At 45.6% G+C, this 26,014-nt stretch carries 21 protein-coding genes and 1 pseudogene; 6 read left to right on the forward strand and 16 right to left on the reverse strand.

Annotated elements, in window-relative coordinates; all coding sequences use genetic code 11:
* Positions 1 to 14: 14 nt before the first annotated feature.
* From ABV001_RS12190 to ABV001_RS12210, 5 genes are all read right to left on the reverse strand, one after another.
* Positions 15 to 1,385, reverse strand: coding sequence for a glucoamylase family protein (locus ABV001_RS12190; protein ID WP_352423064.1), 1,371 nt, complete (start codon positions 1,383 to 1,385; stop codon positions 15 to 17).
* A 238-nt stretch (positions 1,386 to 1,623) separates the two neighbouring features.
* Entirely contained in the window at positions 1,624 to 3,114 is a 1,491-nt protein-coding gene (locus tag ABV001_RS12195; protein ID WP_352423065.1) for a RagB/SusD family nutrient uptake outer membrane protein, read from the reverse strand.
* Positions 3,115 to 3,143: 29 nt separating this feature from the next.
* The gene (locus ABV001_RS12200; protein ID WP_352423066.1) at positions 3,144 to 6,161 is read right to left on the reverse strand and encodes a SusC/RagA family TonB-linked outer membrane protein; all 3,018 of its coding nucleotides are present in this window, start codon (positions 6,159 to 6,161) and stop codon (positions 3,144 to 3,146) included.
* 279 nt (positions 6,162 to 6,440) lie between these two features.
* On the reverse strand, positions 6,441 to 9,323 hold the full coding sequence (locus tag ABV001_RS12205; RefSeq protein WP_352423067.1) for a triple tyrosine motif-containing protein: 2,883 nt from the start codon (positions 9,321 to 9,323) through the stop codon (positions 6,441 to 6,443).
* 26 nt (positions 9,324 to 9,349) lie between these two features.
* Entirely contained in the window at positions 9,350 to 10,075 is a 726-nt protein-coding gene (locus ABV001_RS12210) for a hypothetical protein (protein WP_352423068.1), read from the reverse strand.
* 104 nt (positions 10,076 to 10,179) lie between these two features.
* On the opposite strand from ABV001_RS12210, the gene dut reads away from it, so the two are divergent.
* From dut to ABV001_RS12235, 5 genes are all read left to right on the forward strand, one after another.
* Positions 10,180 to 10,614, forward strand: coding sequence for a dUTP diphosphatase (gene dut / locus ABV001_RS12215; RefSeq protein WP_323424935.1), 435 nt, complete (start codon positions 10,180 to 10,182; stop codon positions 10,612 to 10,614).
* Positions 10,615 to 10,637: 23 nt separating this feature from the next.
* Entirely contained in the window at positions 10,638 to 12,389 is a 1,752-nt protein-coding gene (locus ABV001_RS12220; RefSeq protein ID WP_352423069.1) for a tetratricopeptide repeat protein, read from the forward strand.
* 2 nt (positions 12,390 to 12,391) lie between these two features.
* Positions 12,392 to 13,240 (forward strand): lipoprotein insertase outer membrane protein LolB1, encoded by an 849-nt coding sequence (lolB1, locus tag ABV001_RS12225; RefSeq protein WP_352423070.1) that lies wholly within the window; start codon positions 12,392 to 12,394, stop codon positions 13,238 to 13,240.
* Positions 13,241 to 13,374: 134 nt separating this feature from the next.
* Positions 13,375 to 14,724, forward strand: a complete 1,350-nt coding sequence (locus tag ABV001_RS12230; RefSeq protein WP_352423071.1) for a murein hydrolase activator EnvC family protein — start codon at positions 13,375 to 13,377, stop codon at positions 14,722 to 14,724.
* A gap of 154 nt (positions 14,725 to 14,878) precedes the next feature.
* Positions 14,879 to 16,159, forward strand: a complete 1,281-nt coding sequence (locus tag ABV001_RS12235; protein WP_352423072.1) for a nucleoside permease — start codon at positions 14,879 to 14,881, stop codon at positions 16,157 to 16,159.
* Between the two features lie 59 nt (positions 16,160 to 16,218).
* Here the strand turns inward: ABV001_RS12235 and ABV001_RS12240 are convergent, their stop codons facing one another.
* The 8 genes from ABV001_RS12240 to ABV001_RS12275 all read right to left on the reverse strand — a co-directional run bounded on the left by ABV001_RS12240 (position 16,219) and on the right by ABV001_RS12275 (position 24,702).
* Positions 16,219 to 19,023 carry a M16 family metallopeptidase gene (locus ABV001_RS12240; protein WP_352423073.1) on the reverse strand — a complete coding sequence of 935 codons (2,805 nt, stop codon included), beginning with the start codon at positions 19,021 to 19,023 and terminating at the stop codon, positions 16,219 to 16,221.
* A 48-nt stretch (positions 19,024 to 19,071) separates the two neighbouring features.
* Positions 19,072 to 19,938, reverse strand: coding sequence for a nucleoside phosphorylase (locus tag ABV001_RS12245; RefSeq protein WP_323424893.1), 867 nt, complete (start codon positions 19,936 to 19,938; stop codon positions 19,072 to 19,074).
* Positions 19,939 to 19,959: 21 nt separating this feature from the next.
* On the reverse strand, positions 19,960 to 20,946 hold the full coding sequence (gene floA / locus ABV001_RS12250) for a flotillin-like protein FloA (protein WP_323424894.1): 987 nt from the start codon (positions 20,944 to 20,946) through the stop codon (positions 19,960 to 19,962).
* Positions 20,947 to 20,974: 28 nt separating this feature from the next.
* On the reverse strand, positions 20,975 to 21,484 hold the full coding sequence (locus ABV001_RS12255) for an NfeD family protein (protein WP_323424895.1): 510 nt from the start codon (positions 21,482 to 21,484) through the stop codon (positions 20,975 to 20,977).
* 9 nt (positions 21,485 to 21,493) lie between these two features.
* Positions 21,494 to 22,915, reverse strand: a complete 1,422-nt coding sequence (locus ABV001_RS12260) for a tetratricopeptide repeat protein (RefSeq protein WP_352423074.1) — start codon at positions 22,913 to 22,915, stop codon at positions 21,494 to 21,496.
* Between the two features lie 131 nt (positions 22,916 to 23,046).
* Positions 23,047 to 24,021: a CPBP family intramembrane glutamic endopeptidase gene (locus ABV001_RS12265; protein WP_352423075.1), complete on the reverse strand. Its 975-nt coding sequence runs from the start codon at positions 24,019 to 24,021 to the stop codon at positions 23,047 to 23,049.
* Positions 24,022 to 24,057: 36 nt separating this feature from the next.
* The gene (locus ABV001_RS12270) at positions 24,058 to 24,267 is read right to left on the reverse strand and encodes a helix-turn-helix domain-containing protein (protein ID WP_323424898.1); all 210 of its coding nucleotides are present in this window, start codon (positions 24,265 to 24,267) and stop codon (positions 24,058 to 24,060) included.
* Positions 24,268 to 24,276: 9 nt separating this feature from the next.
* The gene (locus ABV001_RS12275) at positions 24,277 to 24,702 is read right to left on the reverse strand and encodes a DUF2975 domain-containing protein (RefSeq protein ID WP_352423076.1); all 426 of its coding nucleotides are present in this window, start codon (positions 24,700 to 24,702) and stop codon (positions 24,277 to 24,279) included.
* Between the two features lie 162 nt (positions 24,703 to 24,864).
* Between ABV001_RS12275 and ABV001_RS12280 the strand changes: the two genes are divergently transcribed.
* Positions 24,865 to 25,062 carry a hypothetical protein gene (locus ABV001_RS12280; protein ID WP_352423077.1) on the forward strand — a complete coding sequence of 66 codons (198 nt, stop codon included), beginning with the start codon at positions 24,865 to 24,867 and terminating at the stop codon, positions 25,060 to 25,062.
* A 106-nt stretch (positions 25,063 to 25,168) separates the two neighbouring features.
* Here ABV001_RS12280 and ABV001_RS12285 read toward each other — a convergent pair whose 3' ends face one another.
* The 3 genes and pseudogenes from ABV001_RS12285 to ABV001_RS12295 form a co-directional block, all read right to left on the reverse strand.
* Positions 25,169 to 25,351, reverse strand: a complete 183-nt coding sequence (locus tag ABV001_RS12285) for a hypothetical protein (protein ID WP_352423078.1) — start codon at positions 25,349 to 25,351, stop codon at positions 25,169 to 25,171.
* A gap of 168 nt (positions 25,352 to 25,519) precedes the next feature.
* The gene (locus ABV001_RS12290; RefSeq protein ID WP_352423079.1) at positions 25,520 to 25,879 is read right to left on the reverse strand and encodes an APC family permease; all 360 of its coding nucleotides are present in this window, start codon (positions 25,877 to 25,879) and stop codon (positions 25,520 to 25,522) included.
* Between the two features lie 26 nt (positions 25,880 to 25,905).
* Positions 25,906 to 26,014 (reverse strand): annotated as a pseudogene (locus tag ABV001_RS12295) (IS4 family transposase); the annotation flags it as partial.

Genomic DNA, 26,014 nt, shown 5'->3' on the forward strand with positions numbered 1-26,014 from the left:
TCACTCTTCATTCTTCACTTTTCAAAGGTGAATCCCAGTTTCTTCAACCCCTCCTGAATCTCGGGTGCACCCATAAACAAATTCCAGAGAAGACCGGTACGATAATTCTCGATCATCGGAGCGATCGTAAGCTGGTCAATGGCCAGGTAGCGTTGGGGATACCAGTCGTCCTGTATGCTGAATGCATCGTAGAAACCATATTTTCCCCATATTTTATCGTCCAGATCAAAATAGAAGTGTTTCAATGCTTTCATCGATTGTTCGGGTGTGTAGGGAAAGCTGGATAATGCTGCCGTAGGTGTGATTACCCCCAGGTCATTCTTTACCGGCATGTGGGCCGAATATCCATTCACCGAGTAGCTGGCGGTCAATCCCCAGCAGTTTTCTCCATATCCTTCGTATCCTTTGGGATTCTCCACGCAGTATTCGTAGTTGATCAGAGCCTGGTTCCTGTTGAGTTGCCAATAATCGGCATATTGGTCCTTCAATCCTTTCGGGTTAAGTCCGATATAGGAGTAGTGCGCCCAGAACAATGGACCTCCGTACTCCTCTGCCCCGTTGTGCTTCAATATTAATGGATGACCATAGGCAACCGCATCGCTTTTGATAGCTCCGCCGCGTGCCCATCCATTATGGTAGGCCGATGCAGGAATAGAGTAGGTAGGTGAGGAGGCTGCCAGGATATAGGTGATAAGGCATTCGTTGTATCCTTCCAGCGGGAAATTCATTTCCCATCCGTATTCCGGGCTCCAGTGCCAGTAGAGTACATCCTGGCCGTTCAGGTACCATGTCCAGTCCATATCCTTCCAAAGGATGTCGATTTTTCCCGCCAGTTGTTTTTCGCTCTCGTTTCCATTCTTGAAATACTCTCTCACACAGAGCAGGCCTTGCATAAGGAAAGCACTTTCTACCAGGTCACCACCGTTATCTTTCTGTCCGAATGGTTTTACTTTACCCGTGGGACCATGTAACCAATGAGGCCAGACACCATGGAAACGGTCGGCAGTAGCCAGATAATCGGCAATTTTATGCAATCGTTCAACCCCCTCTTCACGGGTGATAAATCCACGGTCGATACCGACGAGCAGACCGGCAATACCGAAGCCGCTACCCCCTGTGGTGATGACGTCTGCGTCATCCTGAGGATAGACTCCGTCTATATGTATGCGCTCTGGTGCCAACCCGGAAGTCGGCTCCGCTCCTTCCCACATATAATTGAAATGTTTTTTTTGAATAAAGTCGAGTAATTCATCGTCCGAGGCAAAAGAAAGGGGACGGCTCTCTTGTCCGGTTGTAGCCTGTTCTTTTTTATTGTTATTGCACGTTATGAGAAAAACAGTGCTGAGAGCCAGTAGGGTGATTGATAAGAAAATCCGGTTGTTCATCTTTACTAATACTATAATTGTTTTACTTTTTTCTTTGTTGGAATAGCCGTGACATGAAATCAGATCAGTTAATTTGAATACTCGAAACCAAGTTTTGTTAATCCTTCCTGTATCTCGGAAATACGGGAGAATTTATCTGCCGGATCGATTCCTGTGGAGAACCTGTTTTTCTCATACCGGCCGATTTTTTGAGAATAGCATTTGTCGCCAAAGCAACAAATGCTATTCCACCAGTAAATTAATCCAACGGATCGAGTGCCAAATCGGGAAGGTCGTCCAACTGCGAGGAGGGTATGGGCCAATACGTCTTAGCTTCCGTCCAGCCCTTTGCTCCCAATACGGTGGCAGCTTCTCCCGTGCGTACTAGGTCGACGTAGCGGGTGCCCCATTCGCTGCAAAGTTCCATACGGCGTTCGTCCAAAATGTCGTCCAGCGTTACGCCGGTTTTGGTGGACATCCCGGCGCGTTCACGCACCAGGTTATAGCCGCTGTCGCCATTCTTTCCCAAGCGGATTTTGGCTTCGGAATTCATTAGCAGCACTTCGGCGTAGCGCAGGATGCGCACGTTATTGTTTTGTCCGTATTCGGTGCGGCCAGTGGTGAGCTGGTTGTAAGGCAGATAATCCTTGCCGTTCCAGCAATTGGTGGAGGTGCCTTGCACTGGGCTCACCATCCAACCCTCTTGGGTTGTGCTGCCGGCTTTCAGGAAGGACGTTTCGGCACGTACCGTTTCTCCCCGGGCTTCCGCCCAAGTTACGAAATCGGATTCATAGCCGATGAATCCCCATCCGCCGAATGACGTTCCCGATGAACTTGTGATGGAGAACGGGCCTGAAAACGGGAACCACGAGCCAACCCCGATGTAGTCGCCCGAACCGTTTCCGTAGTCCGTAACTTGACACTCGAAGAGTGATTCGTCGCAAAGTTTACCCGGAATTTTGAACAGCTGGTAAAAATCGGAATAGAGCGAGAAATTGCCGTTGTTGATGATGTCGTCAGTCAGTGTTTCCACTTGCGCGTAATCACCCGTCAGCAGATACACTTTGGCGGCTATCATTTCGGCGGTAAATGCGCTTACGGCACCGGCATGCGTCATTTGGTTGGGGCGCACGCGCGGCAGTTTGTCTTTGGCATACGTCAAATCTTCGAGCATGTAATTGTAAACAGATTCCACTTTTGAGCGGCGGAAATCGGTTTGCTTGTTGTCTTTGTAGATTACAATCGGTCCGAAATTGGTAACCAGCTGATAGTAAGCCCATGCGCGGATGGTACGTACTTCGCCGCAATAACTTTCATAGCTCTTGTAATCGTCCGATCCTTCGGTGAGGTAGGCGGCATAGCCGTCGAGCGATTCCAGCGCCGAGTTGGAGATGCGGATGATTTCGTAAAACGTGACCCATACGTTGTTGAGCGCCCAAAACGAGTTGGAATAATTGAAGTTGCGCCCGAAATCCACGGCTGCGCCTTGGTCGTCGGTGCGACCCGACCACACGTCGCCGTCGCGGGTAATCATCAGCAGCTTGTTGGCCCAGTGCATGCCCGATGTGCGCAGTTGCGCGTAAACACCTACAACGGGTTCGTACATGTTTGCGGTTTGGGTGAAATCGACGCTCTCTTCGGGCACCTTGTTTTCGGGATCGATGTCGAGGAAATCCGAACAAGCTGTGATGCCTCCCAATATCAAAACCATTGGGAGAATATATGCGAATGTTTTCTTCAGAAATTTCATTGCGATAAGTTTTTAATGTTTTTGTCTGTTTAGAAATCAATTTGAACACCGAATGTATAAGTCGCGGTCAAAGGATAAACCTGCGTGTCCCAGCCTTCGGCGTCCGACAGTTCGGGCGTAAAGCTGTTGGCCTTGAACAGGATGAGTGGACGATCGGCAGTCAGCGAAAGGCGAATGCCGGGCAGCGTATAGTTACCCATTTTGATGTCGCGGAACGAATATCCGAGCGTGACGTTTTGAATGCGGAAATAGTTGGAGCTTTCCACAAAATAGGATGCGTTGTTGCTATCGGAAACGTTCCACGTTTTCAACAACGCTTTGGACGATGGATTGCTGTTGGTGGAACCCGCAGTTGTCCAGCGGTTGTCGAATTGGTCTTTGTCGAAATTGTAGTTCGATGCCGCATAGCGCAACGCGCGTTTGCGGTTCCACAATTCGCCGCCAGCTTGTCCGTAAGTGGTAACGGCGAAATCGAGGTTTTTGTAGGCAAATCCCAAATTGAATCCGTAGGTGAAATCGGGGATATACGAGCCGAGGACTTGTTTGTCGCTTCCGTCGATGACGCCGTCGTTGTTTACGTCTTCATACTTGAAATCGCCCGGTTCGAGGCCGTTTGCCACGGCTACCGCATCGGCCTGTACTTCTTCCGGCGTTTGATAAACTCCCACCACTTTGAATCCGTAGTACGAGTTCATTTTCTCGCCTACTTTGTTCACCGTTTTTCCGCCTTTGATGATGGTCATGTTGTCTTTCAAACTCTTCACTTCGTTGTGCAGGAACGAAAGGTTTGCGCCGATTGTGTAGGCGAAATCCTTGTTCAACTTGTCGTTCCAGTTCAGTGACACATCTACGCCGGTGTTCAGAATTTCGCCGTAGTTTCCAGCCAGCGTGGCATTTTGCATTGGAATTTTGGGCGAAATCACAGCGTTGTCCGTGAGGCGGTAGTACCAATCGATATCGGCCTCCAAGCGGTTTCTCAATGTCGAGAAATTCACGCCAACATTTGTTTCGTTCACCACTTCCCAACCCAGCCAACTGAAGTTGGACGAGTTGGTGTAACCGTCAATGGCATTGTTGGTGCCAAACACGCCTTGCACATTGTTGATACTGGCAAAACCGGCGCTTGCGGCAATTTTGTCGTTGCCCAACTTACCCCAGCTTGCACGAAGTTTCAAGTAATCGAACACGTGCTGGTCTTTCATGAACGGCTCTTGCGAAACCACCCAAGCGGCGCCAACGGACGGGAAATAGCCCCATTTGTCATTGTATTTCGACGAACCGTCGGCGCGGAAGGTGAACATCAGCATGTATTTGTCGTCGTAATTGTAATTCAAGCGCGTGAAGTACGACAATCCGCGGTAACGCCATCCGTCGTCCTTAACGGTTGCGCCTTCTTTGTTGCCCAAGGCGATGTATTTCCACACGTCACTGCCTTCGGGCACATCGGTTGCCGTGCCCGACAGGAATTTGTATTGCTCTTGCCGCACGGAAACGCCCAGCATGCCGGTGAAGGCGTGCTTATCCCATTTATCGGTGTAAGTTGCCGTGTTGTCCCAAATATATTTGTAATAGTTCGAGTCCTCTTTGGTCAGGCTCGTAACCGTTGCTTTCTGGTTGGCGCTTACGTAATAAGTGGGCGTGAAATTGGTGCCGCGGATTTGCGAATAATCGTAGCTGTAGCTCGAACGTACGTTCAATTTTTCGGGCAGGATGTTGAACTGCGCATAGAAATTACTTAGCACCTGATATGATTCGTTGCGGTTGTCGTAATACGTTGCCGTGGCCACCGGATTGTAGAAATTAGTGGATAACCCCACTTGTTCGGGTGACGCATATTTTTCCGGAAAGATGGACGAGTCGCGCGATTCATCGTAAACCGGAATAATACCCGGCATGTTAAACGCATTTTGCCATGCGGCATTGTTCGGAATTTGCTGTTGCGCGTTGCTGAACACACCGTTGAAACCGATTTTCAGCCAACTTTTGGCATCGAAATCCAACGCCGCGCGAAAGTTGAGGCGGCGGTAATAGTTCTCGATGTCCATGACGCCGTCTTGCGACAGATAGCTTAAGCCGGTGGAATAAGTGGCTCTATCCGTTCCGCCGGATACGTTCAGGCTATGGTTGGTCATCATGGCGGTGCGCAACAGTTCGTTGTACCAATCGGTGTCGGCATTGAATGTCAACGAATTGAGGTCGCCGCCAAACGCATTCACGGAACCTTCGAACAGATAGCCGTAAGTGGCCGGATCGGCTTCCATCAACATGGTCGCATACTCGTGGGAGTTGGCCATTTTCAGCAGGTTGGTGGCTTTCTGAATACCCATGTATCCGTTGTACGTAACCTTGGCGTCTTGGTTGCGCACACCTCTTTTTGTTGTGATGATGACAACGCCGTTAGCCGCCCGCACACCATAAATGGCCGCTGCGGAGGCGTCTTTCAGGATGGTCATGTCCTGAATGTCGGAATTGTTCAGGAAGTTGATGTTGTCGTAAAACATACCGTCCACCACATACAAGGGTGAAGTGTCGCCGAAAGAACCCATACCGCGAATGGTAACTTTGGGGCCGTCGCCTGGTGTTCCCGAGTTGATGATGTTCACACCTGGTACTTTTCCCTGCAAAGCCGCCATGGGAGACGATGTGGGCACGTTTACAATCTCTTTTTCCTTCACCACATTTATAGGTGCGGTCAAGTCCTTCGATTTTGCAGAGCCGTAACCTATCACTACCACCTCTTCTAATGCCTGTACGTCTTCTCTCAGGGTTATGTCAATCGTGGTACGTCCGTTAACCGGTTCCTCCAAACTCAACATTCCTATATAACTAAAGATCAGGGTTGCATCACCCGCTACGTCAGGCAGAGAGTAATTCCCGTCCATATCTGTCACGGTACCATGGGTAGTACCTTTCACTAACACGGTGACCCCGATGGCGGGCTCTCCCGTGGCTTCTTCCGTTACTGTTCCCGAAACGGTTACCTGCTGTGCAGATAAAAGTAGAGAACAGAAGAAAAAATTGAATACTGTTACAATTTTCAGTTTCATGGATTCTTTTTTAATTTGTTCAATAAAATAAAAACGACTTGCATTTTGCCTCACTATTTCTCATTTGATTTAAAGAAATAGCTCATAAATAGCATTATATTATTTTTGAACAAAAGTAAGGTCAGACTTGCTCGTTAACGAAATAAAAACCCCCGTTAAAAGTACGCTATGTTGTATAACATATTTTTAAAGGATACTTTTTTACTACTTCTGTTTATGGTAATTGTGTGTTTATGAGTATATTGTAAAAGTGAATATAGCCGGTACAGCAGTACCGTATTATTGGAATTTGATCATAAATTCGACCAGATTGTCGGTTTCCGAAAGATTCAGTTTCTTGCGTAACCGGTATCTTGCGGCTTCCACGCCGCGGATGGAGATGTTCAACATTTCGGCAATTTCTTTCGATGAATAGTTCAACCTGAGCAGGGAGCATAATTTCAGGTCGGTGGGGGTGAGCGCCGGATATCTTTTTTTAAGATTGCGGAAGAAATTTTCATGAATCAGGTCGAAGTTGTTCTGAAACAGGCTCCACTCATCTTCTTCGGGGAGGTTTTTTCCGATCATGGTGAGAAGTTCATTCCCCTCAGTACGGTTGATTTTTCCCGCAAGGATGAGCGACTGGACATTTTCGCGTAAATTCTTTAAGAACTCGGAGTGGTTGATCAACATCATCGCAGCACTGGCCAACTCTTTGCCTTTGTGAATTAATTCCGCCTCCAGTTTTTCGTTTTGTAATGTGGCAATCTCCTTTTCCTGCCGTTCTATCTGTGAAAGTCGTCTGTTTTCCTGTTCTTCGAAGAGTTTTTGTTTCTTGCGGACAACTTTCCGTATGTGCCTTTTTATTAAAAATGCTACCAGGGAGCCGATAATGAGGGAATATATCAGATATGCCCACCATGTTTTATACCATGGATTTTTAATGCGGAACGAATAGTTTATCGTAGATAGCACTTTTCCTGAACTGTCTTTTATGCGCGCATACAAGATATAATCGCCTGCGGGGAGATTATAATAGGCGGTCGATCTGGTTCCATCCGTACTTGACCATCGGTTGTCGTATCCCTGTAAATAACTTTCCACCTGAAATATTTTTTTAGAAAATTCGGGATACCGGAATCTGAATGTGATGTTGTTGCTCTGGTAAGCGAGTATTCCTTTCCGGGAAGGATCGAGATAAAACAACTGGTCATTATTCCGGTTATGAAAGGTAATGGAGGCGGTTTGCAACTCTCTCTCTACCTCCGGTTGTCCTCCAGAAAGCGAATATTTTCCAATTCCTCCGTTCATGCAGAAGAAAGAGCTGTTTCCGTTGGTAACCAGTAGGTTGGCTCTCCCCGCATTGGGCGGATTATTCAGGATGTTGTAGGGTATGCGGTCTTTGATGACGTATTTGTTGTCGCGGTACTCCACGAGAAGATACTCTTTATGGCGTATGAACCAAAAGAGTGTGTCATTCAGGGGAATGATCCGGTGGGTATCGGCAAAACCGGGCAGGTCATTATTCAATAAATCGAAAGGAATGATTTTGTGTTCAATGTCGTCATAGGTGAAGAAACGGTCCCCATCGGCAAAAACGATCCTTCCCCTTAACTTCATCACTTTGATAGGACGGTAGGTTGAGACCTGCGTGCTGTCGAACGACAAGTAGTTCTCCATCTCAATCACCTTCATACACCCGCTATCGAGTTTCAAACGGTATACGCCCTTGTACATATGTCCTGCCCAGATATTCCCCGCATAGTCTATTTCAAGGTTTTTTATCAGGTCTGAAAAACCTTCCACCGGGTGGCTAAATGTCCAGTTGCCGGAATTGTCCCGCACGTACACGAGTAAAGAGGTGTAAGTAGATTCCAACAGGATATCCCTGCCGTTGATGGTTGCCTGTTTCATATCCAGGCCGCCCGTGTGTGCCTCCTGAACAGGAATCTCGTGCATATCCTTCAGAAGGGATGTCCCTAAGTTATGTCCTACGAAGATCTGATTGCCGAAACTTTTAATGAACCACGACTGTATATCGAGCCCCGGCACAGGGGTGAGTTTTCCATCGGTGTCGGAGAAACTGAAAATCCCCTGGTTAGTGGCCAGATACAAACGGTTGTCGTGGAACAGTATATCCTCTACCGGTCCGATCTGGCTGTCTGCCGGTTCGAAAAACGATAGCGGGGAGTGTGTCCTGATGTTGGAGAGGCCGTTGTCGAGAGCAGCCCATACTGTCTGGTCACGGTCCCTGAAAAGTGCGAGTACGGTATTATTATTGAGACCATTGTCCCGGTGGATGTGCCATAACTGTTTACCGTCTTTATCAATGGCAAAAATTCCACTGTTGAGTGTCCCGAAGATATACGTATCGCCCGAAACGATAGCGCGGTTAATGGAGCTCTGAAGCAATTCACTGCTGCCGGAAATATGCCATGGCGTTAATGTGTTTTCTTTTTCGGAGAACCGGTATAACCCGTTTTTTGAAGTAACCAGCAGCCAATCTTCACCATAGGGGAGCATGGCAATAGCGTTGTCGTTATTCAACCGATCTCGTGTAAATACCGGATGAAAATTCTCACCGTCGAAGAGGCTGAATTCACCGCCTATAAGTTGTGCAAACATCTTTTCTCCTACGGGAAAAAAATATAACACTGCGGGATACGGCTTCTGGACCCGTATCTCCGCACCATCGTACACAAAAATAGTCGCAAATGTCTGGAAATAGAGTTTTCCGCCAAACGGATAGATATTCCATATCTCATCATTATGAAATTGATGATCCTTGATATTCCGGCTGAGTGAGTGATAAATGAGCTGATTGGTTTCGTTGGATTCAAAATAACCGAATTCTTCGAATGAACCCACGTAAATGCGCTCGTAATTATTATTGGAATCGATATAGATGGATTTGACGGAGAGGTTGTTGGGCAGATGATGCATTTCCCAGTTGACGCCGTCATAACTGAGGAGTCCATTATTGTTGCCGAAATAAATGATCCCGTTCCTTCCCTGTGCAATGGCCCAGTTCTGGTTCCCTGCATTATAAAGATCGGTAGTGTAGTTGTATACGGGAGGAATAAAGGGAATTTTCTGCGCGATGGATGGCATGGCAAAAGCCATGAAGATCACGGTGAAAAATACCGTGCAAAACTGTTTTCTACAGGCCGGTTGCATCATCATATCTGGATATCACGCAGGGGAGAAGATTATTTTTTCTCCAGTATATTTTCAATCTCTTTTTCGCTCAGCACTTTCACATTGGTGAAAAGAAATTTAGTATCAAGAAAATTTCCGTATTGGTTACATTCATTGACGGCGTCGTTGAGACTCGACTTTATATCCTTATTGAAAGGGAAAAGAATGAGAATGGTAAAGTAATTTTCCCTGATCTCGAATTTTTCTATCACCACATCTGCCTTTTGCAATTGAAAGGTGAATTCACGTTCAACCATCTCTTTCTGTAACTCGGTAAAGTGTTGCCTGTTACTGGTTGTAAAAAGGGCGAAGAAACGCAATTTTTTATCCTGCCCCCCCAATCCGGAAGAGATATAGACCTGCTGGTGACCGGAAAGATCGGAACTTAGCACAATACGGCTGCTGACCAGTGCCATCGACGACCAGTGTACCAATTCGGGTTCCAACGGGCTGCTGTGGTAAGTTTCTATGGAACGGTAAGCTCCCACGTCGGGAATGGATGCCAACAGGGTTAAGCTTCTCTTCTTCCGGTCAATAGGCTCATCGGGAGAGAATAATATACTCACTTCATCATCGCGCACAAAGGGGCTGTTCTCCCTCCGTAATAGGTCGAAGTACCTGAAAAATTCCATTTGTTCCTCAATCGGTACCAGGTCTTCGAGAATATGGAATGAGTCTATACCTTGTTCATTTAGTGTCTGGCGCAATTTCGCCAAAAGATCATTGTGATCACTCATAATTACAAAGATAAGACTTTTTCATCATTAAATTTCATCAAATAGGCTCTTAATTCCTCAGAATTATATAAATTCGCATGATTAAACAAGATGAGACCTTTCTGATGGAAATTAAAATAGTCAATAAATCGCGGCATCCGTTACCTGAATATGCTACTGCATTTGCTGCAGGTATGGATTTACGCGCCAATTTAGAAGAATCTATCGTATTGAAACCGCTTGAACGGACATTAGTACCCACCGGTATTTATATTCAACTGCCAGCAGGGTATGAAGCCCAGATCCGCCCCCGTAGCGGATTAGCTATCAAACATGGTATTGGAATAGTGAATGCTCCCGGAACTATAGACGCCGATTATCGGGGTGAAATAAGGGTAATTCTGGTGAATCTCTCGAACGAGGATTTTACCATCCATGACGGAGAGCGTATCTGCCAAATGGTAATTGCACAACATGCCCATGTAGAGTGGAAGCCGGTGGATTCACTCGATGAAACTGAGCGCGGTGCCGGGGGATTCGGGCATACCGGAAGGCAGTAAACCACAACTTTATAAAAACAAGAATGTCAAATTCAATCATTGTAATAAAAAAAACAGTTCTCACTTTTCTTCTGTTCGTGTCTGTATCTGCAATATGGCCGGTAAAAATGGCGGCGCAACAAGAAAAACAAGGGATCCGGCTCAACGAAGAGGCACGACGTAAATTCGATTATTATTTTTACGGGGCATTGAATGCAAAGGCTCTGGGGGAGTATGACCAAGCAATCGATTTGTTTCAGCATTGTTATGCGCTCGATTCTACCAACGCGAATGTGCTGGTGGAACTGGGAACATTCTATAATGTGTTGCAGGAGAAAAATAAAGCTCTTGATTTTTTCCGTCGATCTGTTTACTATGATCCTGATAATTATTATTACAACATGATGCTGGCCGGTTTGAGTAAGGAACTTGGGTTGAAGGAGGAGGTAATTGATATCTACCGGCATTTGTCGCAATTGTATCCTGAAAAACTCGATGTCCGTTTCGAATTGGCGAATGCTTTTGCCGATGCTGGAGAGTTTCAGGACGCCATCAATACACTCGACGAGTTGGAAAAAAATACCGGTATCAATGAAATGATTGCCCTGAATAAGTTTCGGCTCTATTCAATGATGGAAGAGAAAGAACAAGCTTTCGACGAGATAAGGCAGATCATTGAAAAAAATCCGTCAGAGCCGAGATACCTTATCCTGATAGGAGATCTTTATCTGGAAGATGATCAACCTCAAGAGGCGTTGAAATATTATAAGAGGGCTATGGCCGTTGATCCCGATTCCCCGGCGCTTATCCTTTCCATGGTAAATTATTATGAGAGGACGAACGACAAGCAGGCGGCACAAGCGGAGTTACAAAAGGCCGTAACAAACTCGTTGATGGATGTAGAGGTGAAATTACAGTTGCTTACCCGTTATCTGGGTATCCTGCAACAGAGTCAACAGGATATGACGCAGGTTAATTCTCTTTTTGAGACGCTCTTTGAACAACATCCTAATAATTCCCAACTGAATATGATCTATGGGAACGTCCTTTTATTACAGGAAGATAAAGAGGGTGCTATAAAACAGTTCGAAATATATGTTGCATCGAATCCGGAAGATCCTGCAGGATATGAGCAACTGCTTCGCCTTGCCTTACCCGAACAGGATCTGGAAAAAATAATACTCGTAACCACCGAGGCGTTGGAACATCTGCCAGAAGAAGCCCAATTCTACTTTTATTTGGGAGCAGCATACTTCCAACAGGGAAATCATCGGGAGGCACTGAAGGTTTTCGAGGAGGGATTGGCCAATGCTACTATGCGGAACCCAATTGTGGAGTCCGAATTTCATGGACAGATTGGTGATTTGAATTATTTCCTCGGGGATAAGGAAAAGGCTTTCGAAAGTTACGAAAAGGCATTGCAACTCTATCCTCAGAATCTCCCCGTTTTAAACAATTACAGCTATTATCTGTCATTGGAAAAGAAAGACCTTGATAAGGCGGAACAGATGAGTGGTATTACAGTGAAGGCAGAGCCTACCAATCCTACCTATCTCGATACGTATGGATGGGTGTTGTATGAGCAAGGATCTTATACCTTGGCTAAGATATATATAGAACGGGCGGTTGAGAACAGTAAGGACGACGATCTCTCCGCAGAGGTTTTGGAGCATTATGGAGATGTGCTGTTCCGGACCGGAGATAAAGAAAAGGCATTGGAACAGTGGAAGAAAGCCAATGAGGCAGGAGGTGAATCTCCTGAATTGAATAAAAAAATTAAAACCGGCGAATTGTAATTATGAATAATTCTCATTATCGACAAATTTTGATCATCTGTCTGTTATCTGCTGTGGCATTTACGGCTTGCAAACCCAAACAGAAGATCGTTTACTCTACCTCTCCGGTGGAAGAGAAAGCGAATCATGAACTTTTCAATGATGTGATTGCCTGTGAATTTCCCTATCGTACCTTTTCCGCCAAACTCAATATGGGAATGACCTCGGGTACGAAATCTTATAACTCCAGGGCAAATCTGCGGATTATAAAGGACGAAGCCCTTCAGATCTCTATCCAGCCGCTTTTCGGCGTAGAGATGTTCCGGCTCTATATTAATCCCGATACGCTTTTCCTGCTCGACAGGATGAATAAACGGTATGTGCTGGAATCGTTCTCCACTTTAAAAGAACTCTATCCTGTTGGATTCGATTATTATACGATGCAGTCATTGTTTACGAACGCACTTTTTGTTTCAGGAAAAGATAAGATTGATGCTGCCGATTATGACACTTTTAGTTATAACCAGGCCTCTGACCAGTATTATCATATGATGGCCCAGGACACCGATTCAGGAATAGATTATGCATTTACTGTCAATGGAGATGACCGGATCACTTCCACCTATCTGATGCAGTCGGAGAAAAAGCTGTATATGCAGTGGGAATACCATAACTTTGTGATGTTGGATAACGTTATATTCCCTCACAAGATGAATATGACGTTCTCATCCGCATCACGGAAAACCAATGCCGAGTTGGTCTTTTCAGATGTGGTTACGAATACCCCTTTGCAACTGGAACTGAATATACCGTCCAATTATTCGAAAGCTTCCATCAATGAGGTTCTGAAAATACTTTCGCCGAAAAAGTGACTAAGTGGAAAGGTGGTTAAGTGGTTGAGTGATTAGGTATGTGAATGGAACATCGAATTTCTTAATTTCTCAATTTCTCAACTTCTTAACTTCTTAATTTCTCAGTTTTTAGTTCTCAGTTCTCTGGTAATTATATGAAAAAATTTGTTCTCTTATTACTTTTCCATGCTGTTGCCCTCATCTTGCTGTCGCAAACCCGGCAGATTGAGAATTTGCAGCGGCAGCAGAAGGCGTTGATGGAAGAGATAAAAAATACGAATAAACTTTATCTTGACGTTAGGAAGCAGAGTACAAGTATCTTAGATAGGATCAACCTGATCAATAATCAAATATCAGCCCGCAAAGAGTTGATAGATGTGCAGAATCGGGAAATTGAAGCATTGCGCAAAGAGGAAGCGCGTCTCGAGAGCGAGATATCAAGGCTTAATGCGGAGCTGAGAGAAAAACAAGGGAACTATGCCGATGCGATGAGAGGCATGTTGAATCATAAATTTAGCCAGAATAAACTCCTTTTTATCCTGTCCGGCAAATCGGTAGGTGAATCGCTACGCAGGATGCAATATTTACGGGAATATTCCAAGTGGCAGAAGACGCAGGCTGAAGAAATAAAGAAACAGCATGCAGAGATAAAGGAAAAGCAGGAATTGTTGGCTAAGGCCAAAACTGATAGAGAAAAAGCATTGGCTGCGCTACAGGAGGAACAGAAAAAATTGCAGGGAGAAGAGAAAACACGTCAGTCGGAGATGGCAACTGTCAAGGGGCAAGAGCGTGAATTGCAGAAAACACTCCGTGAAAAACAGCAACGCGCCAACCAGTTAAATGTCCAGATTGAGAAATTGATCGCTGAAGAGGTGGCACGCCAGGAGCGTGAGGCTGAGGCCAGAAGAAAAGCCGAAGAGGCGGAACGTCGGAGAAAAGAGGCAGAGAAACAGGCTGAGGCACGCCGACGAGGGAAGAGTGAGGAGGAAATCAAGCGTGAAGCTGCTGCCAGGGCGGAAGAACATGCTTCCGAAGCAGCACCGGGGCCCAGGATTGGGCGGAGTGCTGTCGCGGATGAGACTTTTAATTTGTCGAAAGATTTCGCGGCCAATAAGGGCAGATTGCCTATGCCGGTTAGTGGCACAGCCGCGATTGTGGGTAATTTCGGCGCGAAGAAACACAGTGAGTGGAATGTGACTACCAATAGTAATGGAGTTGATATTCAGGCTGAAAGTGGGGCCAATATACGCAGTGTGTTCGACGGGGAGGTCTCGAAAGTATTCTCCTTCCCCGGCTCCAACACCTGTGTGATAGTGCGTCACGGTGATTATTATACATTTTATGCCAATATATACGACTTGTTCGTGAAACAAGGAGACAAAGTGAAAACCGGACAGTCGTTAGGTCGGATCTTTACCGATCCCGATACGGGTGTTTCCACGATGCACTTCCAACTGTGGCAGAAGACCAATAAACTTAATCCGGCACCCTGGCTCAGTAGATAGGTATTCAATTTTGTTGTTATTCACTTCGTGTCATTTACGCTTTGCACGTAATAACAACTGAATAACAACCGAATAACAACCGAATAACAACCGAATAACAACCGAATAACAACCGAATAACAACTGAATAACAACTGAATAACAATCGAAATATATGTCATTGAAAGTTAGGCTAATTATCATGAATTTCCTCCAGTTTGCAGTCTGGGGGGCGTATCTCACCTCCATGTCCCGTTACTTGGGACCGGCGGGGCTGGGATCGCATATCGGTATTTTTTACTCCGTACAGGGGATAGTTTCCATTTTTATGCCTGCCATTATGGGTATTGTAGCTGATAGATGGGTGCCGGCACAAAAACTGCTGGGTATAAGTCATTTGCTGGCCTCCGGGTTTATGCTTTCGGCCGGTTTGTATGGGTTATACAGCGATGGAGGAGTTTCTTTTTCCATTATCTTTACCCTTTATACCTTGAGCGTGGCTTTTTACATGCCTACCCTTGCTTTATCCAATTCCGTAGCCTATACTATACTGGAAAAGGGAGGAATGGATACGGTCAAGACGTTCCCTCCTATACGTGTATTTGGTACGGTCGGTTTTATCTGTACGATGTGGCTGGTGGATATATTGGGGTATCAGACTTCATCGATGCAGTTTGTGGTAAGTGCCCTATTGGGGCTTATGCTGGGACTGTACGCGTTTACTCTTCCCAATTGTCCTGTGAGCAAGGAAGTTGGGAGTAAGACCTTGTTTCAGGCCCTTGGTCTGGATGCTTTTAAGCTATTTAAAATAAAGAAGATGGCGCTCTTTTTTATTTTCTCAATGTTACTGGGAGTCGCCCTGCAGATTACCAACGGGTTTGCCAATCCTTTCATAGCCAGTTTCGAGGCTTATCCTGAGTATGCCAATACCTTTGGCGTACAGCATTCGAATATATTAATATCCCTTTCCCAGATATCGGAAGCACTTTGCATCCTGCTCATCCCTTTCTTCCTGAGACGGTATGGTATAAAAAACGTGATGTTGATAGCCATGTTGGCCTGGGTATTACGCTTCGGCTTCTTCGGTTTGGGTAATCCCGGCAATGGGGTTTGGCTGTTGTTGCTCTCAATGTTGGTATACGGCGTGGCTTTCGATTTCTTCAACGTTTCGGGGTCATTATTTGTGGATAAGGAAGCGCCGCATAATATTCGCGCCAGTGCCCAGGGAATGTTTATGTTGATGACCAACGGCATAGGAGCCACCATTGGTACATTATGGGCACAGTGGGTAGTAAACCGCTTCTGCTCATGGACGGACCTAACTGTGGGTTCTACCACCAAATCCCTGCTGGTTGGCGATTGGCAGAGCGTATGGTTTATCTTTGCCGGATATGCCCTCGTGGTAGCTATATTGTTTGCCATCCTGTTCCGGTATAAGCACCAACCGGAAAAATAAAACAAACCCGCACCGAAATTCCGAAGCGGGTTTGTATAATGAGATCTTTTAATGATAGCTTACTCCGTTACCTTCGGCATCATCACTACCGTTTTCAGGTTACCCTGGTCGAGCAGTGCTTTGGCAAAATTCCGGAGGTTATCCTTTGTGATGGCATTTACGGTTTCGATATATTGGGTGTGATTATCTTCACCGTAGAAATATTTGTTATCAAGGATATTCAGCCAGTAGCTGTTTTCTTTCAGGTTTTCATTGTAGCTCTTGTTCATATACTCTTTCACCTTTGTGAAATCGCTTTCACGCGGACCGTTTTCTGCAAACTCCTTCAATATGTCCAGGACAAGTTGATTGAGATGTTCCATCTTTTCCGGATCGGTGTCGAACATGATTTGTAGGATGGTCTGGCCTTCCGGATAACGGGAGATGGATCCTCCTGCATACACGCCATACGTTCCGCCCTCTTCTTCACGTACTTTTTCCGTATAGATGATATCGAGGATCTGGTCGAACATGCTCATCAGTATCCGGTTCTTCATGTCCCGGCTTGTCTTTCCGGTTATTATGTTGAATACCGAGGCTTTGGGATTTTGCATCTCCCGTTGGAAAATATTTTCGAAGCTTCCTTTCTGGAAATCCATCGGAATCCTTACGAATTCACCTTTCTCCGCTTTGCCCGGTAACGAGGCCAGATATTGTTCTACGACAGGCCGTACTTTCGCTTCATCGATGTTGCCCACGAAGGTGAACACAAAACTGCCGGGGTTGGCAAACCGTTCAGCATACATCTCCATAACACGATTGTAATCGACCTTTTTCAGGTCGTCGGCTTTTATCCTTTTTGTCAAGGGATTATCACCATACAAAGCACTTGATACCGAGTCGCTGAAAGCTACCATCGGTTCGGCTTCCTGGTTTTTCAACTGGGTCTCCATGCGTTGGATGAACGATTGGAAAGCGTCGTTGTCCGCTCGTGGAGCAGTAAAATAGAGGTGCACTAATTGCAGCATGGTCTCGAAATCCTTCATGGAGGAAGATCCATTGAAGTCCTGCGTGGTAAGGGTGATACCCGGACGGGCGGATGCGGTATGTCCCGCCAGCACTTTGGGCAGGTCGGTGGCACTGAATTTTCCCACTCCTCCCAGTGTGGCGATATTGGCCATCAGCCTGCTGTTCACCGGATCCTGCACCCCATAATGGGAGTATCCTCCGGCGCTGGTGCCGGTCATGATGATCTGGTCATCCTTGAAGTCGGTATTTTTCAGGATTACCTTCATCCCATTTTCCAATGTCCACACTGTGGCATCCATCGCCTCGTCCTTTTCCGTTTTTATGATCTTGCCCGGAGTAGGAGGCGTAGCCACCAACGGTTCATCGATCACTTCCCCGGCATAAGGCTCGATGGTTTCGGACTGAATGGACGCCAGCACATTAAGTAAAGCTTCTTCGGCTGGATAGACCAACCCTTCCTTTTCAGGGCCGGTGATGGCGATTACTATGTTTTCATCACTAATCAATTGCCGGATGGTCTGGTTGACCGCTTCTACCGGGAGATTAGGAGCCACCGCCTGCATAAACTGATACTCGAACTCAATACCCGGAATGGGTTCCCCGTCGGTAAAAGCTCGTACATATTCCTGGGAATAGGAGGAGTTCCGCTGCTTGTCGCGGTTGTTGTAGGCATCTTCATATCCCTTGAGTATGTTGGTACGTGCCACTTCGTATTCCGACGCAGTAAAGCCATGCTGCCTGACCCTTTCCGTCTCACGTACCATAGCTGCCAGCGCGTCCTCTATCTTGTCCTCCGCGCTTCCTGCCACCACGGTCCAGGCATCTTTTGTCCTGGCCACGAAATAATCGTCGTTATAAGCCATGGCGGAAGTGAAAGGCGCATCGGGCTTTTGTAAGATTTCGGCAAACCGTTGGTTCATCATTGTGGCAGCGGCATTCAATATATATTCTGTGATATAGCCCATCTGGGTATTTCTCAACTCGTCGGGCATCGCATCGTGCTTGTAATACAGTGTTATCCGCGTGTTGCGGGCTTCCTTATCGGTGGCGACAGCTACGATCGGTTCCTTATTATCAGGAACAGGATAGTATTCCCGTTCAGCCCTCTGTTCATCGAGTTGAATGGCGGAGAATAATTCCTTTACCTTTTGTTCCATTTCGTCCGCGTCGAAATCACCCACGATGATGATGCCTTGCAAATCGGGACGATACCATTTATGGTAATAGGCCCTGATCTCTTCAGGCTTAAAATTATTGATCACGTCGATGCTGCCGATGGGTAAGCGGTTGGCATATTTGCTGCCGACATACATTTTGGGAAGTAATTGTTCCCATAAACGCTGCTGCGCACCGCCGCCCGTACGCCACTCTTCACGAATCACGCCCCGTTCGTTTTCAAGCTCCTCCTCTTCGAGGGCAATGCCGCAAGACCAGTCATACAGCACCAGGAGAGCCGAGTCCACCAGATTTTTGTGGGTTGTCGGGATGTTAGACATAAAATAAACCGTTTCATCAAAAGAGGTATAAGCATTGATGTTGGTGCCGAACTTGATACCATTGTCCTGCAGGTAGTTGAGCATGCTTTTGCCGGGAAAATTGGTTGTCCCGTTAAAAGCCATGTGTTCCAGGAAGTGAGCCAGTCCGGCCTGATTATCTTCTTCCTGCATGGACCCTACTTTCTGAGCGATGTAAAAATCGGCCCTGTTTTCGGGGAGGTTGTTTTGCCGGATATAATAGGTGAGCCCATTATCCAGCTTTCCTGTCCTCACCTTCGGATCTACAGGGAGAGGAGGATTCTGTTGTGCGAATGCAACCATTGTGGTTACAAGAAGCAGTAGGGTGATTGTTTTTTTCATTTGACTCAAAGTCTTTATTCTTTGTTCTTTACTCTTTGTTCTAAAAACCTAAATCCTGTCCAAAACTATTTTAATCAGGTCTTCAGTAGAACCTTTATAATCGGCATTTGATTTCAAGGCTACGCGATTAGCGATGATAGCACAGACAGTCATAGCTTTATGTCCCATCATTTTTCCCAGACCCGCGATGGCAGAGCTTTCCATTTCGTAATTGGTAATAGAATACTCCCCGAAGCGGAACGATTCAATCTTAGCGTTCAGGTTGGGATCGGCCAGCGGCAGGCGTACATGTCTTCCCTGGGGGCCATAAAAACCAATGGCGGAGATGGTGACTCCCCGGATCATATCGTGGCCTATACGGTCGACGAGTTCTTCATCGGCGCTCACCACGTAAGGTGAGCAGTGGTATGGCGACCAGCCTACCTCCCTTTGAAAAGCCTCTTCAAAATCTTCTTCGCGGATCGATTCGGAACCGGCATAATAATGGATAAGTCCATCGAACCCAATTGATTTTTCCGATACCACATAAGATCCTACCGGACAGTGTGGTTGCATGCCCCCCGATGTGCCTACGCGCACCATGGTAAGTTGTTTGAGTTCATCTTTGACTAACCGGGTATTAAAATCGATATTGGCCAATGCATCCAACTCTGTGAGCACGATATCTATGTTGTCCGTGCCTATTCCATGAGAGAGTGCAGTGATCCGTTTACCTTTATAAGTACCGGTGACAGTATGGAATTCACGGCTGTGCACATCACATTCAATGCTGTCAAAAAATTCGGCTGTCATTGTTACGCGATCGGGATCTCCCATCATTACTATCTTATCCGAAAGTTGTTCCGGTCGGATATGAAGATGGAAAGCACTCCCATCGGAGTTGATGATAAACTCCGATTCAGGTATGATTCTCATAATATGTATTGTCTGTGATAATTATTTTTTATTTCCGCCGCTTTGCGGTTTGGCGATAGAATCCCTCATATCCGTATCGGCCTTGATATTTTCCATCCGGTAATAATCCATTATACCGAGGTTTCCGTTGCGGAAGGCTTCTGCCATAGCAATCGGAACTTCCGCCTCGGCTTCAATTACTTTTGCCCGGGCTTCTTGTGCCTTGGCCTTCATCTCCTGCTCTAAAGCGATAGCCATGGCCCGACGCTCTTCTGCACGTGCCTGTGCTATATTCTTGTCGGCCTGGGCCTGATCCATCTGTAGTACGGCACCAATATTCTTACCTATATCGATGTCGGCGATATCGATAGAGAGGATTTCAAATGCGGTTCCTGCATCCAGTCCCTTTTTCAATACCAGCTTGGAGATCGAATCCGGGTTTTCGAGTACCGATTTATGGGATACGGCTGAACCGATGGAGGAGACGATCCCTTCACCCACACGGGCAAGAATGGTTTCTTCTCCGGCACCACCTACTAACCTTTTAATGTTGGCGCGTACTGTCACGCGCGCTTTGGCGATCAACTGGATACCGTCGATGGCTACGGCAGAAACGGGAGGCGTGTCGATCACTTTCGGGTTCACAGACATCCTCACGGCTTCCAATACATCACGGCCCGCGAGGTCAATGGCTGTGGCCATTTGGAACGTGAGGTCGATATTTGCTTTGGAGGCGGAAACCAAGGCATGCACTACCTTTTCCACATGTCCTCCGGCAAGATAGTGTGCTTCCAGGTTATCGCGGGTAACCATCTTCAGTCCTGCCTTGTGAGCCTCAATCATCGCGTAAACGATGGTATGGGGCGGTACCCGGCGCAAGCGCATCAGGAAGAGTTGTACGAGCGAGATCCGTACTCCTGCTGATAACGCATTGATCCACAGGAAGAAGGGGACGTAATGAAAGAATATCAATAAAAAGATGACGATTACGGCTATCGTAATAATCAGTGGGAACGATAATAAATCCATAATTATTTATTTTAGGTGTTTCTTATATTCAGTTGTTTTTTGTATTCTCTAAAGATGTAAAGACCTCTTTTCTTTTTACCAGCACGTTATAGGTTTCCACTTTTATCACTTCTATTTCGGTGTCTTCATCGATGAATTCCCCGTCGAACGATTTGGCTTCTGCTTCCACATCGTTGACCAGTACCTGCCCGATGGGATTCAGTCGTGAAAGCGTTACACCGATGTCGCCAACTGTAATTTTCTGCAAATAGGAAGTGTCTACTTTTCCTTCGATATTGGTGTCGAGCGAGATTTTTCGCAATGATTTTGATTTCAGCAGCCAGAAGAAACTTCCCCCCAGTAGCACGGCGGTCCCTGCCAATGTAATATTTCCTATGGTGCTACCCTGAAAAATGTAGGCATATATTATGCCCCCTATCAGGAAAATGGCACCTGCAATTCCTGCAATACTGATTCCCGGAAGCAGGAAAATCTCTATGAGCATGAACACTACTCCCAATAGGATTACGGCGATGATAATGATCAGATCGAATGTCATATAGGGTTACTATTGATTAAACTGAGTACGTATTTCTTCATTTCTTGCCTGGATCCTGAGTCTTTCCATCTCCCTGAAGAGCGATTCACTTTCTTTTTCCAGTCTGAGGATTGATGCAGCAAGGGTGTCATTTACCGCTCCTCCGGCATACTGGTCTCTTTTCTGTGTGAGTTCTTCCTTTATCGCCTGTAACTGTTTCTCAAACCCCAACGCCTGAGAAAAGAGGGATCTGGCATGATCATTCCTGAACTCCGAAAGGGTATGATAAGTGGCCAGATCATTGATCACAAATGTAAAATCACCGGTAGTTTCTTCCCGTGAGACCCTCCTCTGTTGCGCCAGTGAGCGAAGCGGTCCATAGTCTGCGCCTTCCTTCCATGTGTCGGCTATGGAAGATATCCGCGCTCTTCTTGCCATATAATCGGCATCCTCACCTTCGATCAGTTGCACCTGCGGGTTTGGGATGAAAGTATATATGCATACCGAGTCGGCCGGTTGAAAGCGGTCGGATGCAAACCAGCCGATGCCTTTTTCTTCATCAATCGCCAACATGTAATCGTTGAAAGGCGAATTGAAGGGCATATTCAACTGATTGGGATTGAGATATGAGTCAGAATTAAGATTATAACGGGTAACAAACAGGTCATACCCACCGAACGAAGGCTCACCCGTAGACGCAAAATAGAGGGTCATCCCGTCGCTCAATACAAATGGAAATGCCTGGCTACCTTCTTTATTGATGGCGGAAGGTAATTTTTTCTCGTTTCCAAAGGTATCAAGCAATTTGTCCATTGTATAAAGATCCGTACCGCTTGCAGCATCACCGTCGGAATAATATATCTTGTCCTGGCGCTCGTTCATATAGAGAGTCTGGTCGGTTCCCGGACGTCCGGAGAAGAATTCCTGCACCGGCATTAATGAGCCTGATGAGGCACTCAGGTTGTAAGCCGACAGAAAATCAGACTTCAAGACCACCAGACTGTCGATGATCTGCAGATCTTCTGCCCGGTTGACCGCTCTTTGCAGATTTTCAGCGTTCGCCCGCTTTTTTTCCAGTACATCCAACGCTTCCCGGTCTCTACGCTTGGCTTGCTGGTACTTTTTAAACTCTTTCTCTGCATCTTCAAAGCGATAGAGTAGGGCATAGAGATTACCCAGGTAGAGATAGGCGTCAACGATTTTTCGCCCCGAAGCAAATTCAAGATATTTCTGTGCTTCTGTTATTCTTCCGGTTTCGTAGAGACTTGCACCCAGCCATTGATTGACCGACGGGTTATTGGGATTATTGAGATATTCTGCCTGGAAAACGGGTAACGCTTCGACATAACGGCCTTCCAGATACCAACTTTTGGCCTCATCCAGCGTTTGCCCTTTTGCACAAAGACAAAAAAACAGTAAAATATAGATCGAAAAAAAGCGATTTATTTTCATACAGCGTTACAAACTAATCCCCAAAGATAATAATTTGTTTCATTTTTGCCCTATATTCAGGGTGAGAATTTACTTTGCATAGAACAAAGAGTAAAGAATAAGGAGTAAAGATAAACGAAGGGTTAGTGTGACTATTGGTTTGATACAGTCTCAGCCTCTATTGGTGGGATGGGAGGAAGTTCCGGGAGCACTTTCCTGTTCATAATGCCGAAATCCCATTTGTAGATCCGTTGCAGGATGAAGATGAGGAGTACGCTCGCGACAGAAATGGAGATAAGGCTTGCTACCGGATCGATATCGTGGACCAGGAACAAAGCGTCGGTTTGAAATGCGGAGGCCTTATGCGTGACAAGCAGGGCGGTGAGCCCGTTATTGATAAAATGGATGCCCAACGCCAATTCAATACCGTCATCGAGGATGGAGATAAGTCCCAGCATCAACCCCATGATAAGATATTGTGGCATGGATAGCCAAAAGCCGTATTCTTTCACTTCGGGATTGGCTATGTGCATCAGGGCAAACAGCACCGAGGGAATAATCAGCGCCCACCAGCGGCTTTTTGTCCATCGCGCCACACCCTGCGCCAGGTAACCACGGAAAAGAAGTTCTTCAATGCTTGTTTGGAACGGTAGTACAATAAGGACAATCAGCAATAAAGGAATAAATGCGGCGGCGTTGAATCGGAATTCATATTCGGTAGGCGAAGAGACCAGTAAACTGATAGCTGTATCTGCCAAGATGATGATTCCCCAGACGATGATTCCCATCCTGATACGATCCCATCGTATTTTTTTGCATCCATTGATGGTTTCACGCACTGTACGACCATGCAACGGCTTTACCAATACCGCAAACAGGAAAAACATGATGACAAAGGTGCCCATCATCACCAGTAAGAAAAGATTTGATGAGATACCATAGTCGGATGGGTTTTGCATGGCGGCCGAGAAATCACCGATATTCCCCCCATTGGACAGTATTGCAGGAAGCAATATAAGGAATAAGGGAAGAGCAGCCATTTGTGCTATAAAAAATACCAATACGGCCATTAGGATATAGCGGCCGATACTGTTTTTGCCTTGTAGGGCTCGTTCTAAATGATTCATTTTTGATATGTTTAAAAGATTATTTCTTCATTACAATTATTCATCATCTCGCCACTCCATGATATCTCCCGGTTGGCAGTTCAGCTCCTTGCAGATGGCTTCCAACGTACTGAAACGGATGGCTTTGGCTTTCCCCGTCTTCAGGATCGAAAGATTGGCCGGAGTGATTCCCACGCGCTCCGATAATTCGTTCAGGGAAATCTTTTTCTTGGCCATCTCTACGTCTAAATTTATAATAATTGGCATACGTGTTTTTTAAACAGTTAATTCTTGTTCTTCCTGCATTTTTATGCCGATCTTAAAAATATAGGATACAAAGACAAGTGTCCCGCCAAGAATAGCAAGGATGCGTGTCCCGGAAGGTCTGTCACTTGTAAAGTATGCGAAAAGTATGTCAGATAAAAGTCCCAGAAAAAGGATAACAAAACCAAAATAGCGGAAGGTTATCTCATTTCTGCGAATAAAAACGCCTCTCTTTTTTATGTTTTGTAAGATTGTAGCGTAAAAAGCAATAAGAAACATTGACCCAAGTATAAAAATACTCTGGGGAATAAGGTTATTTGTGGAACTCTCAGAAAGATTGGTGAATAAAAGAGGATAATCCAATATGTCTTTGAAAACAAAAATTCCCAATAAAAAACCAATTAGGTTGCTAATCCTTTTGTAATGCTTTATTTCCATATCTGTCTTAATTAAATTGTGAGGTCTTGTTCTTCCTTTAACTTTCGTGATATGCTGAATATCAAAGAGAAAAATATGAAGGAGAGTCCTTCCAGAATCAGTAAGATACTTGCTGGGCTAGAGAACGAGTCAATGGGGAGTAATTTGATTAAGAGATAAGATATGCAACCGAGAACAATCATGATATATCCTGAAATCATCAGAAGTGATTCGTTTGCCTTGGTAAAAATAGCTGACTTTGTGGCCTGGTTGGCCAAGATGAAAAATACAACACAACTACCTATTATCCCCCAGGCATGTATTCCCCGAGTGAGAAAATACCATATAAAACTATCACTACTGTCTTTTCCCATTTCGTAAGATAATGTAGCTATGTTCATAAGTTCCCATACTCCAATCATCGCGGTAATTCCGCTGATGGCATAACAGCTGTTTATTAAAGATTTAGTTTTCATGTTTCTTTCAATTAAATAGTGAGGTCTTGTTCTTCCTTTATCTCGATCGCACGTTTCATTACTGTGGAAATAATTAATGCGACAACACCTCCTTCTATGCCTCTAATGATAGCGGGGATGAGAATTAGCAAATAAACAATACCCGCCAGAATGCAGAGAAAAGCAAGTGAATTTTTAGCTGAAATTCGTTTCATATTCGGCACATTTTGAAAGATTGATGCCGCAAATATAAAATAATATTTTCATATAACAATAAAAATATATCGAAAAACGATAAAAATTTATTGTAAAATGACTTTATACTTATAATAATTGCTCACAGATACTTGCTCAAATCTATACCAAGCCCAATATCGCCATGGTTATTTGTTTTTATTCATCATTTTCCTTGCATGGCTGTGGCGCCGGCCATACAGGAAATAGATGACCATGCCGATAGTCATCCATCCTATCAGCCTTATCCATGCATCGATGGGGAGCGAGGCCATCAGCGCGAGGCAGCATATTGCCCCCAGGATGGGTACAAAGGGAACCCATGGCGTTTTGAAAGCACGAGGCGCATCAGGTTCCCTTTTGCGTAGAATGATGATGCCTATGCACACAATAATGAAAGCCAGTAGTGTCCCGATGGAAACCATGTGCCCGAGCAGTTCGATGGGAAATAGTCCGGACATGATCCCGGCAAGGATCCCGATAATGATTGTGGTGATATGTGGTGTCACTAGTGTCCCATAAAAAAGGGACGTTATTAAAAATCAAATAAACCTGGCCCATTGAGCCCAAATCGTTCTTTGTCATTTTGAAATTTAGTTTTGTCAAAAAGTTCCCGAAGATTCGTCTTATCGGTCAACGAGATG

Source organism: Proteiniphilum sp., from assembly GCF_040307845.1.
Lineage (GTDB): Bacteria > Bacteroidota > Bacteroidia > Bacteroidales > Dysgonomonadaceae > Proteiniphilum.

Bases quoted from the DNA above. Each gene is read 5' to 3' on its own strand.
- ABV001_RS12235 (WP_352423072.1), top strand. From the start codon at position 14,879: ATGTCATTGAAAGTTAGGCTAATTATCATGAATTTCCTCCAGTTTGCA.
- dut (WP_323424935.1), top strand. From the start codon at position 10,180: ATGGAAATTAAAATAGTCAATAAATCGCGGCATCCGTTACCTGAATAT.
- ABV001_RS12195 (WP_352423065.1), bottom strand. From the start codon at position 3,114: ATGAAATTTCTGAAGAAAACATTCGCATATATTCTCCCAATGGTTTTG.
- ABV001_RS12270 (WP_323424898.1), bottom strand. From the start codon at position 24,267: ATGCCAATTATTATAAATTTAGACGTAGAGATGGCCAAGAAAAAGATT.
- floA (WP_323424894.1), bottom strand. From the start codon at position 20,946: ATGGATTTATTATCGTTCCCACTGATTATTACGATAGCCGTAATCGTC.
- lolB1 (WP_352423070.1), top strand. From the start codon at position 12,392: ATGAATAATTCTCATTATCGACAAATTTTGATCATCTGTCTGTTATCT.
- ABV001_RS12230 (WP_352423071.1), top strand. From the start codon at position 13,375: ATGAAAAAATTTGTTCTCTTATTACTTTTCCATGCTGTTGCCCTCATC.
- ABV001_RS12275 (WP_352423076.1), bottom strand. From the start codon at position 24,702: ATGGAAATAAAGCATTACAAAAGGATTAGCAACCTAATTGGTTTTTTA.
- ABV001_RS12205 (WP_352423067.1), bottom strand. From the start codon at position 9,323: ATGATGATGCAACCGGCCTGTAGAAAACAGTTTTGCACGGTATTTTTC.
- ABV001_RS12200 (WP_352423066.1), bottom strand. From the start codon at position 6,161: ATGAAACTGAAAATTGTAACAGTATTCAATTTTTTCTTCTGTTCTCTA.
- ABV001_RS12220 (WP_352423069.1), top strand. From the start codon at position 10,638: ATGTCAAATTCAATCATTGTAATAAAAAAAACAGTTCTCACTTTTCTT.
- ABV001_RS12210 (WP_352423068.1), bottom strand. From the start codon at position 10,075: ATGAGTGATCACAATGATCTTTTGGCGAAATTGCGCCAGACACTAAAT.
- ABV001_RS12260 (WP_352423074.1), bottom strand. From the start codon at position 22,915: ATGAAAATAAATCGCTTTTTTTCGATCTATATTTTACTGTTTTTTTGT.
- ABV001_RS12265 (WP_352423075.1), bottom strand. From the start codon at position 24,021: ATGAATCATTTAGAACGAGCCCTACAAGGCAAAAACAGTATCGGCCGC.
- ABV001_RS12285 (WP_352423078.1), bottom strand. From the start codon at position 25,351: ATGAAACGAATTTCAGCTAAAAATTCACTTGCTTTTCTCTGCATTCTG.
- ABV001_RS12190 (WP_352423064.1), bottom strand. From the start codon at position 1,385: ATGAACAACCGGATTTTCTTATCAATCACCCTACTGGCTCTCAGCACT.
- ABV001_RS12280 (WP_352423077.1), top strand. From the start codon at position 24,865: ATGCAACCGAGAACAATCATGATATATCCTGAAATCATCAGAAGTGAT.
- ABV001_RS12245 (WP_323424893.1), bottom strand. From the start codon at position 19,938: ATGAGAATCATACCTGAATCGGAGTTTATCATCAACTCCGATGGGAGT.
- ABV001_RS12240 (WP_352423073.1), bottom strand. From the start codon at position 19,023: ATGAAAAAAACAATCACCCTACTGCTTCTTGTAACCACAATGGTTGCA.
- ABV001_RS12255 (WP_323424895.1), bottom strand. From the start codon at position 21,484: ATGACATTCGATCTGATCATTATCATCGCCGTAATCCTATTGGGAGTA.